The organism is Streptomyces griseoruber (assembly GCF_001514205.1).
GTDB lineage: Bacteria > Actinomycetota > Actinomycetes > Streptomycetales > Streptomycetaceae > Streptomyces > Streptomyces griseoruber.
In genome coordinates this window covers 367453-381976 of sequence record NZ_KQ948765.1, presented here as the reverse complement: position 1 = coordinate 381976, position 14524 = coordinate 367453, and the positions used below count along the sequence as shown (strand labels likewise).

14 protein-coding genes are annotated in these 14524 nt (G+C 72.7%); 9 read left to right on the top strand and 5 right to left on the bottom strand.

What is annotated here, in order from left to right; genetic code table 11:
• The first annotated feature begins 2 nt into the window (after nt 1-2).
• The 5 genes from AQJ64_RS10020 (at nt 3) to AQJ64_RS10000 (ending at nt 5592) form a co-directional block, all read left to right on the top strand.
• Nucleotides 3-1949, top strand: a complete 1947-nt coding sequence (locus tag AQJ64_RS10020) for a fumarate reductase/succinate dehydrogenase flavoprotein subunit (RefSeq protein WP_055636039.1) — start codon at nt 3-5, stop codon at nt 1947-1949.
• The gene (locus AQJ64_RS10015) at nt 1946-2692 is read left to right on the top strand and encodes a succinate dehydrogenase/fumarate reductase iron-sulfur subunit (protein ID WP_055636038.1); all 747 of its coding nucleotides are present in this window, start codon (nt 1946-1948) and stop codon (nt 2690-2692) included. Before AQJ64_RS10020 ends, AQJ64_RS10015 begins: the two co-directional genes overlap by 4 nt.
• A gap of 143 nt (nt 2693-2835) precedes the next feature.
• The gene (locus AQJ64_RS10010; RefSeq protein ID WP_055636037.1) at nt 2836-3612 is read left to right on the top strand and encodes a GNAT family N-acetyltransferase; all 777 of its coding nucleotides are present in this window, start codon (nt 2836-2838) and stop codon (nt 3610-3612) included.
• On the top strand, nt 3612-4505 hold the full coding sequence (locus AQJ64_RS10005; protein ID WP_055636036.1) for a lysophospholipid acyltransferase family protein: 894 nt from the start codon (nt 3612-3614) through the stop codon (nt 4503-4505). Before AQJ64_RS10010 ends, AQJ64_RS10005 begins: the two co-directional genes overlap by 1 nt.
• 13 nt (nt 4506-4518) lie before the next feature.
• Complete coding sequence (locus tag AQJ64_RS10000) at nt 4519-5592, top strand: NAD-dependent epimerase/dehydratase family protein (RefSeq protein ID WP_055636035.1); 1074 nt, start codon at nt 4519-4521, stop codon at nt 5590-5592.
• On the opposite strand, the gene AQJ64_RS48960 is transcribed toward AQJ64_RS10000, so the two are convergent.
• Nucleotides 5589-6887, bottom strand: a complete 1299-nt coding sequence (locus tag AQJ64_RS48960) for a DUF2716 domain-containing protein (RefSeq protein ID WP_055636034.1) — start codon at nt 6885-6887, stop codon at nt 5589-5591. The two genes, AQJ64_RS10000 and AQJ64_RS48960, sit on opposite strands and share 4 nt — an antisense overlap.
• Nucleotides 6884-7897, bottom strand: a complete 1014-nt coding sequence (locus AQJ64_RS09990) for an LLM class flavin-dependent oxidoreductase (protein ID WP_055636033.1) — start codon at nt 7895-7897, stop codon at nt 6884-6886. Before AQJ64_RS09990 ends, AQJ64_RS48960 begins: the two co-directional genes overlap by 4 nt.
• A 49-nt stretch (nt 7898-7946) precedes the next feature.
• On the opposite strand from AQJ64_RS09990, the gene AQJ64_RS09985 reads away from it, so the two are divergent.
• A complete protein-coding gene (locus AQJ64_RS09985; RefSeq protein ID WP_055636032.1) occupies nt 7947-8438 on the top strand; it encodes a phosphatase domain-containing protein in 492 nt (163 codons plus the stop codon).
• A gap of 8 nt (nt 8439-8446) precedes the next feature.
• Here the strand turns inward: AQJ64_RS09985 and AQJ64_RS09980 are convergent, their stop codons facing one another.
• A complete protein-coding gene (locus AQJ64_RS09980; protein ID WP_055636031.1) occupies nt 8447-8662 on the bottom strand; it encodes a dodecin in 216 nt (71 codons plus the stop codon).
• A gap of 180 nt (nt 8663-8842) precedes the next feature.
• Between AQJ64_RS09980 and AQJ64_RS09975 the strand changes: the two genes are divergently transcribed.
• From AQJ64_RS09975 to AQJ64_RS09965, 3 genes are all read left to right on the top strand, one after another.
• Nucleotides 8843-10315, top strand: coding sequence for a sugar transferase (locus AQJ64_RS09975; RefSeq protein ID WP_240512765.1), 1473 nt, complete (start codon nt 8843-8845; stop codon nt 10313-10315).
• Between the two features lie 143 nt (nt 10316-10458).
• On the top strand, nt 10459-11043 hold the full coding sequence (locus AQJ64_RS09970) for an LbetaH domain-containing protein (RefSeq protein WP_055636030.1): 585 nt from the start codon (nt 10459-10461) through the stop codon (nt 11041-11043).
• Nucleotides 11040-12161, top strand: coding sequence for a glycosyltransferase (locus AQJ64_RS09965; protein ID WP_055636029.1), 1122 nt, complete (start codon nt 11040-11042; stop codon nt 12159-12161). The genes AQJ64_RS09970 and AQJ64_RS09965 overlap by 4 nt, the downstream gene beginning before the upstream one ends.
• A gap of 43 nt (nt 12162-12204) precedes the next feature.
• Here AQJ64_RS09965 and AQJ64_RS09960 read toward each other — a convergent pair whose 3' ends face one another.
• Nucleotides 12205-13404, bottom strand: coding sequence for a glycosyltransferase family 4 protein (locus tag AQJ64_RS09960; RefSeq protein ID WP_055636028.1), 1200 nt, complete (start codon nt 13402-13404; stop codon nt 12205-12207).
• 31 nt (nt 13405-13435) lie between these two features.
• Nucleotides 13436-14416: an NAD-dependent epimerase/dehydratase family protein gene (locus tag AQJ64_RS09955; protein WP_055636027.1), complete on the bottom strand. Its 981-nt coding sequence runs from the start codon at nt 14414-14416 to the stop codon at nt 13436-13438.
• Nucleotides 14417-14524 lie beyond the last annotated feature (108 nt).

The window sequence follows — 14524 nt, the reverse complement described above, 5'->3', positions numbered from 1 at the left end:
AGATGACCTACACCGACTACACGGCCGGCGAGCCCGTCGCCGACACCAAGTCCCCCGCGGGACCGATCGCCGACCGCTGGGACACGCGCCGCTTCGAGGCCAAGCTGGTCAACCCGGCCAACCGGCGCAAGCACACGGTGATCGTCGTCGGCACCGGCCTCGCCGGCGGTTCGGCGGGCGCGACCCTCGCCGAACAGGGCTACCACGTCGTCCAGTTCTGCTACCAGGACTCGCCGCGCCGCGCCCACTCCATCGCCGCGCAGGGCGGTATCAACGCGGCGAAGAACTACCGCAACGACGGCGACTCCGTCCACCGGCTGTTCTACGACACCGTCAAGGGCGGCGACTTCCGGGCGCGGGAGTCCAACGTCCACCGGCTCGCGCAGATCTCCGTCGAGATCATCGACCAGTGCGTGGCGCAGGGCGTGCCCTTCGCCCGGGAGTACGGCGGCCTGCTCGACACCCGCTCCTTCGGCGGCGTCCAGGTGTCGCGTACGTTCTACGCCCGCGGCCAGACGGGCCAGCAGCTCCTCCTCGGCGCCTACCAGGCACTCAGCCGGCAGATCGCCGCCGGGAACATCGAGATGCACCCGCGGACCGAGATGCTCGACCTGATCGTCGTCGACGGCCGGGCGCGCGGGATCGTCGCCCGGGACCTGATCACGGGGAAGATCGACACGTACTACGCGGACGCCGTCGTCCTCGCCAGCGGCGGCTACGGCAACGTCTTCTACCTGTCGACGAACGCCATGAACTCCAACGCCACCGCCATCTGGCGGGCGCACCGGCGCGGCGCCTGGTTCGCCAACCCCTGCTTCACCCAGATCCACCCCACCTGCATCCCGCGCACCGGCGACCACCAGTCCAAGCTGACGCTGATGAGCGAGTCGCTGCGCAACGACGGCCGGATCTGGGTCCCCCGGGCCAAGGGCGACACCCGGCCCGCGCACCAGATCCCCGAGGACGAGCGCGACTACTACCTGGAGCGCATCTACCCGTCCTTCGGCAACCTGGTCCCGCGTGACATCGCCTCCCGCGCCGCGAAGAACGTCTGCGACGAGGGCCGGGGCGTGGGTCCCGGCGGGCAGGGCGTCTACCTGGACTTCGCCGACGCGATCCGGCGGATGGGGCGCGAAGCCGTAGAGGCGAAGTACGGCAACCTCTTCGACATGTACCAGCGGATCACCGACGAGGATCCGTACCAGGTGCCGATGCGGATCTACCCGGCCGTGCACTACACGATGGGCGGCCTCTGGGTCGACTACGACCTCCAGACCACGATCCCCGGCCTCTTCGCGATCGGCGAGGCCAACTTCTCCGACCACGGGGCGAACCGGCTCGGCGCCTCCGCGCTGATGCAGGGCCTGGCCGACGGCTACTTCGTCCTCCCGGCCACCATCAACGACTACCTCGCCCGCAACCCGAAGCAGGACGAGGTGACCGACGACCACCCGGCCGCGCAGGAGGTGCTGGCCGAGACCCAGGACCGGCTGAACCTGCTGCTGTCCGTGGACGGCGACCGCACCCCCGACTCCTTCCACCGCGAGGTCGGCGAGCTGATGTGGGAGTTCTGCGGCATGGCCCGCACCGACGCGGGACTGCGCAAGGCACTGGAGCGCATCCCGCAGATCCGCGAGGAGTTCTGGCGCCGCGTCAAGGTCCCCGGCACCGGCGAGGAGTTCAACCAGTCCCTGGAGAAGGCCAACCGGGTCGTCGACTACCTGGAGCTCGCCGAGCTGATGTGCCTCGACGCGCTGCACCGCGCCGAGTCCTGCGGCGGCCACTTCCGCGAGGAGTCCCAGACCCCGGACGGCGAGGCGGCGCGCCGGGACGAGGAGTTCGCGTACGCCGCCGCCTGGGAGTTCACCGCCACCGGCGAGGCCCCCGCCCTGCACAAGGAAGACCTGGTCTTCGAGTACGTCCACCCCACCCAGCGGAGCTACGCATGAAGCTCACCCTGCGCGTCTGGCGGCAGCGCACCGCCGAAGCCGACGGCGCCATGTCCACGTACGAGGTGGACGGCGTCTCGCCCGACATGTCGTTCCTGGAGATGCTCGACACCCTCAACGAGGACCTCATCCTGCGCGGTGAGGACCCGGTCGCCTTCGACCACGACTGCCGCGAGGGCATCTGCGGCGCCTGCTCCCTCGTGATCAACGGCGATGCGCACGGGCCCGAGCGCACCACCACCTGCCAGCTGCACATGCGGTCCTTCGCGGACGGCGACACGATCGACGTCGAGCCGTGGCGGGCGTCGGCGTTCCCGGTGATCAAGGACCTGGTGGTCGACCGGAGCGCCTTCGACCGGATCATCCAGGCCGGCGGCTACATCACCGCGCCCACCGGGGCCGCGCCCGAGGCGCATGCGACGCCGGTGCCGAAGCCGGACGCGGACCTCGCGTTCGAGCACGCGGAGTGCATCGGCTGCGGGGCGTGCGTCGCCGCGTGCCCCAACGGGGCCGCGATGCTGTTCACCTCCGCCAAGGTCAACCATCTCAACGTGCTGCCGCAGGGGGCGCCCGAGCGGGAGACGCGGGTGCTGGACATGGTGGCGCAGATGGACGAGGAGGGGTTCGGCGGCTGCACGCTGGCGGGGGAGTGCGCCACCGCCTGTCCGAAGGGGATTCCGCTGGTGTCCATCACCGCGATGAACAAGGAGTGGCTGCGAGCCGCGCGGAAGGTCAAGCGGTAACACCCCGAACAGCGCCGGAGCGCCTGGCATTCAACATTCCCACATCCCTGCTCCCGGCACCGGACACGTACACGCCAACCGGGGTCGGGAGAAACAGGGGGAGCGCCACCGTCCCCGATGTGGCCCGTGCCCAGGAGTGAGCCATGACCGGCGTTTCCACCCTCGACCGTCCCCAGCAGTCCACGGCACCCGTCCGCTACACCGTCACCCTGGCCCGCGACGAGGCCGACGTACGGGCCGCGCAGCGGCTGCGGCACGAGGTGTTCGCCGGGGAGATGGGCGCCCTGCTGTCCTCCCCGCAGCCGGGCCTCGACGCCGACCCGTTCGACACCTACTGCGACCACCTGCTGGTGCGCGACACGGAGACCGGCCAGGTCGTCGGCACCTACCGGCTGCTGCCCCCCGAGCGCGCCTCGGTCGCCGGGCGACTCTACTCGGACGCCGAGTTCGACCTGAGCCGGCTCGACGCGATCCGGCCCGGCCTGGTCGAGGTCGGCCGCTCCTGCGTCCACCCCGACCACCGCGACGGCACCGTCATCGGCCTGATCTGGGCCGGCATCGCCCGCTACATGGTGGACCGCGGCCACGAGTGGCTGGCCGGCTGCTGCTCGGTCCCGCTCGCCGACGGCGGCGCCCTCGCGGCCGCGACCTGGGACCGGGCCCGTGAGAAGTACCTGGCCCCCGAGGAGTTCCGGGTGCGCCCGCTGCTGCCGTGGGTGCCGAAGGAGGCCGCCGCCCCGGCCGCCCGCACCGAACTGCCCGCCCTGCTGCGCGGTTACGTCCGCCTCGGCGCCTGGGTGTGCGGCGAGCCCGCGCACGACCCGGACTTCGGTGTCGCCGACCTGTTCGTGCTGCTGTCGATGCGCCGGGTCGACTCGCGCTACCTGCGGCACTTCCTCTCCCTCGTGCCGAGCGCCTGATGAGCGTCTGGCTGCCCGGCGCGCCCTGCACCCCGCGGGCGTGCGTGGAGGGTACGGCGTCCTGGACGGCCCTGCCGCGGGCCGTGCCGCGGCTCGTCGCGGTGGTCGTCCTGGTGCTGGCCGGGGTCGCCCTGTCCCCGCTCGGGCGGCGGATCCCGGCGGGCGCGATACGGCGGTGGAGCCGGGCCGTCGTACGGGCGGCCGGGGTGCGGATCAGGGTGACCGGCGAGAGCGCGCCCGCCACCGGCGGACTGCTCCTGGTCGCCAACCACGTCTCCTGGCTGGACATCCCGCTGCTGGCCGGGGTCCGCCCGGCCCGGATGCTCGCCAAGAAGGAGATCCGCGCGTGGCCGGTCGTGGGAGCGATGGCCGCGAACGGCGCCCTGTTCATCGACCGGGACCGGCTGCGCGCCCTGCCGGGCACGGTCGCCACCATCGCCGGGGTGCTGCGGTCCGGGCAGGCGGTCGCGGTGTTCCCGGAGGGCAGCACCTGGTGCGGTCGCGCCCAGGGACACTTCCGGCGCGCGGTCTTCCAGGCCGCGCTGGACGCGGAGGTCCCGGTCCAGCCGGTCCGGATCCGCTACCGGGACGCCGCCGGGGCGGCCAGCACCGCGCCCGCCTACGTCGGCGACGACTCGCTGCTCGCCTCGCTGTGGCGGGTGACCTCGGCGCGCGGTCTGGTCGCGGAGGTCGAGGTGCTTCCGCTGCTCGCACCGGGCGGCGCCGCCGACCGCAAGGCGCTCGCGTCGGCGGCCGCGGCGCGGGTCCTGGCCGGTCCCCACGAGCATCGGCGCAGGTCCCACGAAGACCGTCGCGCGGCCCATGAATTCCCCGCAAGCGGGGGGCCGTCGGGCGTACGGGATGGGATCATGGCGCGCGTTCCGACGACCTGAGGGGAGCACGCGCGTGAGCACCAGCCCGCCCGGCAGAACGGTCCTGGTCACCGGAGGCAGCGGCTTCGTCGCGGCGCACCTGGTGCGGCAGCTCCTCGAGCGCGGCCACCGGGTGCGCACGACGGTCCGCGGTCCGGCGAACCCGGCGAAGCTCGCCCCGCTGCGCGCCCTCCAGGACGCCCACCCCGGCCGGCTCGACGTCTTCGAGGCGGACCTGCTGCGGGAAGGCTCCTTCGACGAGCCGGCGAAGGGCTGCTCGGTCGTCTTCCACGTGGCCTCGCCCTTCCTGATGCCGGAGAAGATCAAGGACGGGCAGCGGGACGTCGTGGACCCGGCCCTGCACGGCACCCGTAACGTCGTCGGGGCGGTCGACCGCACGGAGACGGTGGAACGCCTGGTGTTCACCTCCACCGTGGGCGCGATCTTCGGCGACTACGCGGACGTCGACCACATGGACGGGCGGGTCCTGTCGGAGAAGTACGTCAACACCACCAGCACGGTGGAGAACAACCCGTACCACTACGCCAAGACGGTCGCCGAGCAGGCCGCCTGGGACGCCGAGGCCGCGCAGAGCCGCTGGCGGATGGTCTCTCTCAACCCCGGCCTGATCCTCGGCCCCTCCCTCACCCCCGCCTCCGACTCGGGCAGCCTGTTCCTCCTCGACGAGCTGTTCAAGGGCTACTTCTTCTACGGCGCCCCCGACTTCAGCTTCACCACGGTCGACGTCCGGGACGTGGCGGCCGCCCACATCGCCGCCGCCGAACACCCGGACGCCCACGGCCGGTACATCCTCGCGGCCGAGGAGATGACCTCCTTCCACCAGATGGCGCAGCTGCTCCGCAGGCACCACCCGCGCGATCTGCGCCTGCCCCGCACCGCCCTGCCGCACTGGCCGGTCCGTGTCCTGGGCCCCGCGTTCGGCCTCTCCCAGGACTACATCCGCAAGCATCTGGGCATCCGCTTCCGCGTCGACAACCGCAGGAGCACCGAGGAACTGGGCCTCGTCTACCGCCCGATCGAGGAGACCCTCCTGGACCACCACCGGTCCTGGAGCGAGCAGCGGCGCCGCCGGCCGGCCGCGTCCTAGGGGCCGAAGCTCCACACGTTCCCCACCGGTCTGCCGTCCCGCCGCAGGACCGTGCCCAGCAGGGCGGTGAGGTCCTCCTCGACCTCGGCGACGAGATCGGCGCCGAAGACACAGAGGGACTCCTCCACGAAGTTCCCGTGGGTGCCCATGCGCAGATCGGCGGTGACCTGGATGACGTTCTCGTCGACGAGGTAGGAGTACCCCGGCCACCGGGGCTGTCCGGGGCCGCCGACCCGGGTGGGGTCGCAGCGCGAGCCGCTGATGTACCACTTCAGTCGGTACAGCCGGTCCCCGGGGCGTCCGCAGGCCCGCAGCCCGCGCGTGATCACCTCCTCCACCTCGGCGAGCAGCGGGTCGCGCCGCGTGTGGTCGACCGCGGCCATGTACCAGGTGACCGAGCCCGGCGGTTCGGCGATCCCGTCGTAGGCGGTCTCGTACGTGACCTCGAAGCGCTTCTTGAACCGTTCCCAGATCTCGTCGTGCTCCGGGTCGCTCAGCAACTGCGCGGCCGGCCGTTCCCGGGCCGGTTCGCCGGGCGGGGCCCAGCGGTACGTCGTCACCTCGGCGATCTCCTGGAAACCGGCCGCCAGATGGGCGTCGACCAGCTCGCCGCCCGCCTCGGCCACGAGGTACCGGGCCGCCTGCCGGCCCCACGGTCCCCGGGCCGCCCACTGCCCGGCCGCGTGCAGCAGCTCGGGGCGGGGACCGGTGATCCCGCCGACCGAGGCGAAGTCCGTGCCGGGCACACGCTCCAGCCAGACCTCGTCGACGAGCCGCCCGTGCCGTTCCAGGACCAGGACGTTCATCTCGGCCCCGATCACCCGCCCGACCCCGTCGGCCACCAACTCGCTCAGCGGCCTGCGCTGCCCGGGAGCGGCGGCGGCCAGCCGGCGGATCGTCTCGCGTTCGGCGGCGGAGCGGCCCAGCCAGTTCTGTCGTACGGACGAAGGAGGCTGCGGGGCGGGCAGGCCCGCGGTCTCGGCCACCAGCAGGCTGCGGGCCGGGCCCGCGGTGAACCCGGCCTCGGCCAGGGCCCGTGCGAGCCGCGGGGTGTCGTGGGAGTACACCTTCCACTCCAGCGGCTCGACCCGCGCCGCGCATTCCTCCTGCTGCCGGCGGACCAGGTCCGGCAGGTCCGCACCGGTGAGCTCCCGGTGCTCCACGACGGCATGCGTGCCGTGGTGCACGCGCGCCACCGGCCCGTCCTCCACGGCGACGGTGCCCCAGCGCAGGTCCGGGGGTACCCGGCCGCGCAGTTGCCCGTCGTGGGCGGACAGCAGTTCCGCGACGGTCACTCGGTGTTCTTCCCCCGGTTCACGATCCCGGCCAGTCGCCGGTGGGAGTCCAGCAGCGCCGTACGGTCGTACGTGCTGGTCGTGACGAGGATCTCCTGCGCGCCGGTCTCCTTCAACAGGGTTTCCAGCTCGTGCGTCACCTGCTCCTCGGTGCCGGCGATGTGGCCGGTCAGGCCGGACTCGTAGAAGCCGCGTTCCTTCGCGGTCATCCTGCGCGTCTCGACCGTCTCGGCGGGCGGGAGCGGCGGGAAGGTGCCGTGGGTGCGGGAGTACGCCATCGACCAGGCCTCCGGGAGCAGCAGCCGCCGGGCCTCCGCGGGGCCCGCGGCCACGGCGACCGTGCCGGAGACGACGACGTACGGTTCGGGCGCCCAGGGGGAGGGGCGGAACAGCGCACGGTAGGTGTCGATGCCGCGCCGCAGCCTCTCGCGGTTCCCGAGGTCGCCGATCACCAGGGGCAGGCCCGCGCGGGCCGCGATCGCCGCGCCCTCGCCCATGGCCAGCACGAACGGCGGCACCGTCAGCCCCTCGGCCGGGTAGGCGTGCACCCGGGTCGGCGAGGTGCCGCGGAACCAGCCGAGGAGTTCCCCGAGCTGGGTGGCGAAGTCGCCGGCGTCGTCCTTGTCGCGGCCGAGCGCCCTGCGCACCCCGTCGGTGAAGCCCACGGACCGGCCCAGCCCCATGTCGATCCGGCCCGGGAAGAGGGACTCCAGGACACCGAACTGCTCGGCGACCACCAGGGGCCGGTGGTTGGGCAGCATCACCCCGCCGGTGCCGACCCGGATGGTGCGGGTCGCTCCCGCGACGGCGGCCGCGAGGACGGTGGGCGCCGAGCCCGCGACGCCGGGGACACCGTGGTGCTCGGAGACCCAGAACCGGTGGAAGCCGAGCCTCTCGGCCTCCCGCGCCAGCGACACGGTGTCCCGCAGCGCCTCCGCCGCGGTGTGGCCCTCGCGGATCCGGGACCGGTCGAGGACGGAGAAGCGGGCCGAGGCGATCACGGAGCTCATACCTCGTTCAACGCCTGACGGCCCACGGGATTCCCGGGAAAATGCTGTCATGATCGACAGCAGCGGACGGCCGATCGCCGTGTTCGACCTGGACAACACCCTCGCCGACACGGCCCATCGCCAGCGGTTCCTGGAGAGCAGGCCGCGCGACTGGGACGCGTTCTTCGCCGCCGCGCCCGAGGACCCGCCGATCCCGCAGGGCGTCGCCCTGGCGCTGGCGCAGGCCGAGGAGTGCGAGGTCGTCTACCTCACCGGCCGGCCGGAGCGCTGCCGACGGGACACGCTGGAATGGCTCGCCGCCCAGGGGCTGCCCGAGGGGCGGGTGTACATGCGGCGCAACGACGACCGCAGGCCCGCCCGCCGCACCAAGCTGGAGATCCTGCGCCGGCTCGCCCGGTCCCGCCGGGTGCGGATGCTGGTGGACGACGACGCGCTGGTGTGCGACGACGCCGAACGGGCGGGATTCCGGGTCGTTCTCGCACGCTGGAGCGCGCCGTCGCCGGTACTGCGCGAAGCGCAGGAGGGGGAGGGCCGTACCTGACGGGCGCGTCAGTCCGACTCGTCCAGGCGGAAGCCGACCTTCAGCCCCACCTGCCAGTGCGCGATGTCGCCGTTCTCGAGCTGCCCGCGCACCTGGGTGACCTCGAACCAGTCCAGGTTGTGCAGTGTCTGCGAGGCGCGGCCGATGCCGTTGCGGATGGCCTGGTCGACGCCGTCGGGCGAGGTGCCGACGATCTCCGTGACCCGGTAGGTGTGGTTCGACATCGGGTGCTCCTCTCGGCCGTGACGGGGTCGTCACGGCTGTCGCGTCGTCATTCCACCGTGCCCCAACCCGCGACGCACCGCCATGCCACACCACTCGATAAAAGCCTATTTTCTTACCCATGCGGTGATATAAGGATCATGTGAGGAATGCGATCCGCGAGTGGGGGTTCGAAGGAAACCATGCGCCGGTTCAGAATCGCGATGTCCCGGCAGGCGCCGATGCCCGTGGCGCGCCACCCCGTCCGGCGTGTACGGCCCCGGGCCCGCTGGTACGGCCCGTTCTCCGTCTGCGTCGACCTGGCCGCCGCGGCCCTGCCGGTCGCCGCGACGATCGTGGAGGTCCATGAGCCCCACCCCCTGCGGCTGGCGGCCGCCGCGGCCCTGCTGTGGCCGCTCATCGGGGTGGCGAGCAAGCGGTACACCCCCGTCGCCTGGGGCGACGGAGGCGGGCTGCGCGCCGTGGCCCGGGACTGGCTGGTCCTGGTCGGCGCCCTGGCGACGCTGCGGGTGGTCTGCGGACTGGAGAGCGTGCCCGCCGAGGCGTTCACCGCGCTCATCCCCGCCCTGGTGGCCACCGGCGTCTGCCAGAAGCTGATCCACCGTCATCTGCTGGCCGCCCGCCGCGACGCCCGCGCCCTGCGCCACGTCCTGGTCGTCGGCGAGGCCTCGGCCCTCGACGCCGTGGTCGGACAGCTCGCCCAGCGCACGGACCACGAGTACGTCATCGTCGGCGCCTGCCCGGTGGGTGAGGACGAGGTGACCTCGGGCGTCCCCGTGTGCGCGCAGCTGACCCGTGAGGCACCCGACGCACCCGACGCGGACGCCGCCGTCGTCCTCGGCGCGGCCGACGAACTCGGCGCCGACCTGGTCTTCGTGGCGCCCGGCCCGCACCTGAACGGCGAGCGGATGCGCCGGCTGTCCTGGGCGCTGTACGACCGGGGCCGCTCGCTCATGGTGCTGCCCGGCATCACCGACGTGGCCCGCCGCCGGGTGCGGCTGACCTCGGCGGCCGGTCTCACGCTGCTGCACATCGCCCCGCCCCTCCAGCGCGGTGCGCACACCGCCGCCAAGACGGTGGTGGACCGGACCGGCGCCCTGCTGCTGCTCCTGCTGCTCTCACCGCTGCTGCTCCTGCTGGCGCTGGCCGTCCGGCTCGGCTCACCGGGCCCGGTCCTCTACCGCCAGACCAGGGTCGGCCGGCACGGAATGCGGTTCGCCATGTGGAAGTTCCGCACCATGGTGGTCGACGCGGACCGGCTCAAGGGCGGGCTGGAGCAGCAGAACGAGAACGACGGGCACATGTTCAAGATGCGCCGCGACCCCCGGGTCACCCCGGTCGGACGCGTCCTGCGCCGCTACTCCCTGGACGAGCTGCCCCAGCTCTTCAACATCCTCTTCGGCCACATGTCCCTGGTGGGCCCCCGCCCGCCACTGCCCGAGGAGGTCGTCAAGTACAACGGCGTCGAGATGCGCCGGCTGAACGTCCGACCGGGCCTGACCGGCCTGTGGCAGGTCAGCGGACGCTCGGACCTGTCCTGGCGCGAGACGGTCGCGCTCGACCTGCGCTACGTCGACAACTGGTCGCTGTCCGGCGACGTCAACGTGATGGCCCGCACCGTCCGCGCCGTCCTGAACGGCCAGGGCGCCTACTAGAAGGGCGTCCGTCAGGAAGTTCGGCAACAACGGACGCGGTCCCCGGGTTCCGGCCGGGGGCCGCGTCCGCCATCCGGGCAGGTCTGCCGCCAACACGCGGCCGGCGCGGCTCCTTCGTCCCCGCCGCCGTGAAGGATCGCGTCATGGTACAGACCACTTCCGTCGCGGACCCGGCGCACCGGCCCGTCGTGGCCCGCCGGCTGCGCGGCTTCACCGGAGCCGGATACGACAAGGGCCGCCCCCCGCTGGTGCAGGCCGCCTGGTACGCCGCCCAGCATCTGCTGTTCACCCAGTGGTGGTTCCCCGCCCGCTGGCGGCCGCCGCTGCTGCGCGCCTTCGGCGCCCGGGTCGGCCGGCGAGTGCTGATCCGGCGCGGGGTACGCGTCCACTGGCCGTGGAAACTGGACGTCGGCGACGACGTCTGGATCGGCGAGGACGCCTGGATCCTCAACCTCGAACCGGTCACCATCGGCCACGACTGCTGTGTCTCCCAGAGCGCCCTGCTGTGCACCGGCAGCCACCGCCGCCGCAGCGCCACCTTCGAGTTCGACAACGGCCCCATCCGGCTGGAGCCGGGCAGCTGGGTCGCGGCCCGCGCGGTCGTGCTGCGCGGGGTCACCGTCGGCCGGGGCGCCGTGGTCGGCGCGGGCGCCGTCGCCCACCAGGACCTCGCGGCCGGCGCGGTGCTGACGACGGGCGCGGCGCCCGCGAGGGGAGGGGCCGCATGAGACTGCTCCATGTGGTCACGCTCGTCAGCGACGACGGGGCCTTCGGCGGCCCCACGAGCGTGGCGGCCGCCCAGCTCGAGGAGTGCGCCGCCCGCGGCCACGACGTCCGGCTGGTGTCGCTGTGGCGGGGCAAGGGCGCGGCCCCGGCCCCGCGGCGGGTCGGGACCGTCCCCTTCGTCTCCCGCCCGGCCCGGCGCCTCGTCCCCGGCCGGGGCTGTCTCGGGCTCATGCACCCGCTGCTGCTGTGGGACCTGTGGCGGGAGACCGGCCGTGCCGACGCCGTGCATCTGCACGCGGGCCGCGACCTCGTCTCCCTCGCCGCGCTCGCCGTGGCCCGGCTGCGGGGCAGGGACTACGTCACACAGACCCACGGCATGGTCGAGCCCCGCACCGCTCCCGTGGCGCGGGTCTTCGACCGGCTGTTCGTGCCCCTGCTGCGCGGCGCCCGCGCCTGTCTCGTGCTCACCGAGCGGGAGCGCCGCGAACTCTGCGCGGTCCTCGGCCCGGACGGCCCCCCGCTGGTCGACCTGCCCAACGGCCTGCGGGTGTCCACCGTGACGGACGCCGACCGGACGCGCACCGGCCACGACGTGGTCTTCCTGGCCAGACTGCACCCGCGCAAACGCCCCGAGGCGTTCGTCGAGATGGCCGCCCTGGTCCACAAGGAGTCCGACGAGGCCCGCTTCACGCTCTACGGCGCCGACGAGGGCTCGCTGCCCGCGGTACGCCGGCTGATCGAGGACCGGGGGATCGGCCACGTCGTCTCCTACGGCGGCGCGCTCGACCACGCGGCGGCCCTGGCGGCGTACCGCAGGGCGGCGGTGTACGTCCTGCCGAGTGTGCAGGAGCCGTTCCCGATGACGGTCCTGGAGGCGCTCGCCGAGGGAACGCCGGTCGTGTGCACGGACAGCAACGGCATCGCGGCCGAACTGGCCCGCAGGGAAGCGGCGTTGGTCACCGACGGCAGCCCGGAGGCGCTGGCCGACGCGGTGGGCCGGCTGCTCGCCGACCCGGAGCTGAGGCACCGGCTCGCCGAGGCCGGCCGGCGGGCGATCGACGAGGTCTTCTCCATCCGCGCGGTCGTGGACCGGCTGGAGAAGCTGTACCGGGAAGGGTGACGGAAGCGGTTCGGCCGCCGGGCGCGGCCGAACCGCCGCCGGTTCAGCGCCGCCGCGCGCGGCTCGCCGTACGGAGGATGTCCTCGAAGCGCGAGGCACAGTCCTCCAGGGCGAACTCCCGCTCGGCCAGGGCCCGGCTCTCCTTGCCCAGCGCCTCGGCGCGCGCCGGGTCGGACAGGATCTCCCGCGCCCAGGAGGCGGCCTCGTCGAGCGAGATCTCCTCCGGCGGGAACACCGCCGACCCCGCCCGGCGCAGCAGCTGCGCCGCCAGGTTGCCGGCCGGCATCAGACCGAGCACGGGGCGCCCCGCGCACAGGTACGACAGGGTCTTCGACGGCACCGAGAACTCCCCGGCGTCCGCGCCCAGCAGCACCACGAGGAGATCGCCCGAGCCCAGCACCTCGGGCAGCCGCCCGTACGGCTGGAAGGGCAGCAGGGTCAGGTCGACACCCCGCTCGGCCGCCGCCCTGCGCAGTACCGGCACCGCCGGGCCGTCGTTGACGACGACCAGCCGCACCGGGGTGCCCCGCGCGCCCAGCCGCTCGGCCAGCCGCACCAGCAGCTCCGGGTTGTGCTTCAGGCCCAGGGTGCCGGAGTACAGCACCGTCCGTACACCGTCCAGGCCCTGCTCCGCCGACCACGCGTTGGCCCGGTCCACCGGCACGATCTCGTCCAGCGGCGCCCAGTTGGGGATGACGGTGACCTTGTCGGCCGTGCCCCACTCGCGGTGCACACGCAGGAACGACTCGGCGATCACCACGACGGCCGCGGCCTGCCGCGCCGACCACTTCTCGCCGGCCCCGAACACCTTCGCGGCGACGCCCATGGACCGCGCGACCTTCTCGGCGGCGAAACTCTTCAGCGCCTCGGCCGTGACGTCCTGGTGCCACAGCACCCAGGGGACGCCCATCCGCCGCAGCACCCCCGCCGCGACCACCAGCACCGGGATCGGCATGTTCGACAGCAGCGCCACGTCGGGCTTCTCCCGCCGTACCTGCTGGGCCAGTTCGAGGCCCAGCAGGGTCTCCTGGCGCAGCCGGCGGAAGTAGGCGTCCTTGCGCAGCGCGGTGCCGTCGCCGATGGTGACGAAGCGCAGCCCGGGGGTGTCCCCGGCGAGGTTGCCCTTGCCGGAGACGTAGGCCGTGCAGGTCGAGTGGACGACGTCGTGACCGCGGCGCGCCAGTTCACGGCTGAGCTGGGCCTGGAAGGGGTGGCCGCTGTAGTCGTGGACGAGGATCCTCATGGGTTCACCGTCTCCTCTGCTCGCCCGCGGCTCACTGCTGGGAGCGCTTGACCTGGTCGTAGACCCAGGCGTAGGTCGTCTCCAGACCGTCGAGCAGGGTCACCGACGGCTCCCAGCCGTGGATCTCCTGGATGAGCGTGTTGTCGGAGTTGCGGCCGCGCACCCCCTGCGGGGCGTCGAGGCGGTACGCGCGCTCGCAGCGGACACCGGCGATCTCCTCGACGAGGTCGACGAGCTGGTTGATGGTGACCAGTTCCGAGGAGCCGAGGTTGACCGGGATCCCGCTGTCGCCGTTCAGGATCATCTGGCTGCCGTGCACGCAGTCGTCGATGTACATGAACGAACGGCTCTGGAGTCCGTCGCCCCAGATCTGGATCCGGTGGTCGCCGCTGAGGACGGCCTCGGCCACCTTCCGGCACACCGCGGCCGGCGCCTTCTCCCGCCCGCCGGTCCAGGTGCCGTGCGGGCCGTACACGTTGTGGTAGCGGGCGACGCGGGTGACGAATCCGTAGTCCTCGGCGTAGTGCCGGCACATGCGCTCGGAGAACAGCTTCTCCCAGCCGTAGCCGTCCTCGGGCTGCGCGGGGTAGGCGTCCTCCTCCTTGAGGGCGGTGAGGTCCGGGTCGGTCTGCTTGGCGGCGGCGTACACGCAGGCGGAGGAGGAGTAGAAGTAGCGCTCCACACCGGCTTCATGGGCCGCCTGGAGCATGTGGGTGCTGGTGAGCACCGACATCATGCAGGCGGCCTTGTTGTTCTCGATGAAGCCCATGCCGCCCATGTCGGCGGCCAGCATGTACACCTGGCGCGCCCCCCGGACGCCCGCGCGGGCGCTGTCCAGGAGCGAGAGGTCGGCGACCACGTTCTCGGCGTCGGGGTGGACCTGGTACCAGTCCTGGCGCGGCTTGATGTCGACGGAACGGACGGTCAGTCCCTGGGCGAGCAGGTCGCCCACCAGGTGACCGCCGATGAATCCCCCGCCCCCGGCGACGACTACGTCTACCTGCTGGCTCATGCACAACTCCTCTGTGATCCGGGAGATCTGATGGCCGATAAGCTATGCAGACTTGTCATGATTTGGGGTAATTGGCACGCCGAGAATTTCTTGATTTCTGCGCGCCTG

What these genes read in the sequence shown, in the direction of transcription:
- AQJ64_RS10020 (WP_055636039.1), top strand. Translation starts at nt 3, where the DNA reads ATGACCTACACCGACTACACGGCCGGCGAGCCCGTCGCCGACACCAAG.
- AQJ64_RS10015 (WP_055636038.1), top strand. Translation starts at nt 1,946, where the DNA reads ATGAAGCTCACCCTGCGCGTCTGGCGGCAGCGCACCGCCGAAGCCGAC.
- AQJ64_RS10010 (WP_055636037.1), top strand. Translation starts at nt 2,836, where the DNA reads ATGACCGGCGTTTCCACCCTCGACCGTCCCCAGCAGTCCACGGCACCC.
- AQJ64_RS10005 (WP_055636036.1), top strand. Translation starts at nt 3,612, where the DNA reads ATGAGCGTCTGGCTGCCCGGCGCGCCCTGCACCCCGCGGGCGTGCGTG.
- AQJ64_RS09990 (WP_055636033.1), bottom strand. Translation starts at nt 7,897, where the DNA reads ATGAGCTCCGTGATCGCCTCGGCCCGCTTCTCCGTCCTCGACCGGTCC.
- AQJ64_RS09985 (WP_055636032.1), top strand. Translation starts at nt 7,947, where the DNA reads ATGATCGACAGCAGCGGACGGCCGATCGCCGTGTTCGACCTGGACAAC.
- AQJ64_RS09980 (WP_055636031.1), bottom strand. Translation starts at nt 8,662, where the DNA reads ATGTCGAACCACACCTACCGGGTCACGGAGATCGTCGGCACCTCGCCC.
- AQJ64_RS09975 (WP_240512765.1), top strand. Translation starts at nt 8,843, where the DNA reads ATGCGCCGGTTCAGAATCGCGATGTCCCGGCAGGCGCCGATGCCCGTG.
- AQJ64_RS09970 (WP_055636030.1), top strand. Translation starts at nt 10,459, where the DNA reads ATGGTACAGACCACTTCCGTCGCGGACCCGGCGCACCGGCCCGTCGTG.
- AQJ64_RS09965 (WP_055636029.1), top strand. Translation starts at nt 11,040, where the DNA reads ATGAGACTGCTCCATGTGGTCACGCTCGTCAGCGACGACGGGGCCTTC.
- AQJ64_RS09960 (WP_055636028.1), bottom strand. Translation starts at nt 13,404, where the DNA reads ATGAGGATCCTCGTCCACGACTACAGCGGCCACCCCTTCCAGGCCCAG.
- AQJ64_RS09955 (WP_055636027.1), bottom strand. Translation starts at nt 14,416, where the DNA reads ATGAGCCAGCAGGTAGACGTAGTCGTCGCCGGGGGCGGGGGATTCATC.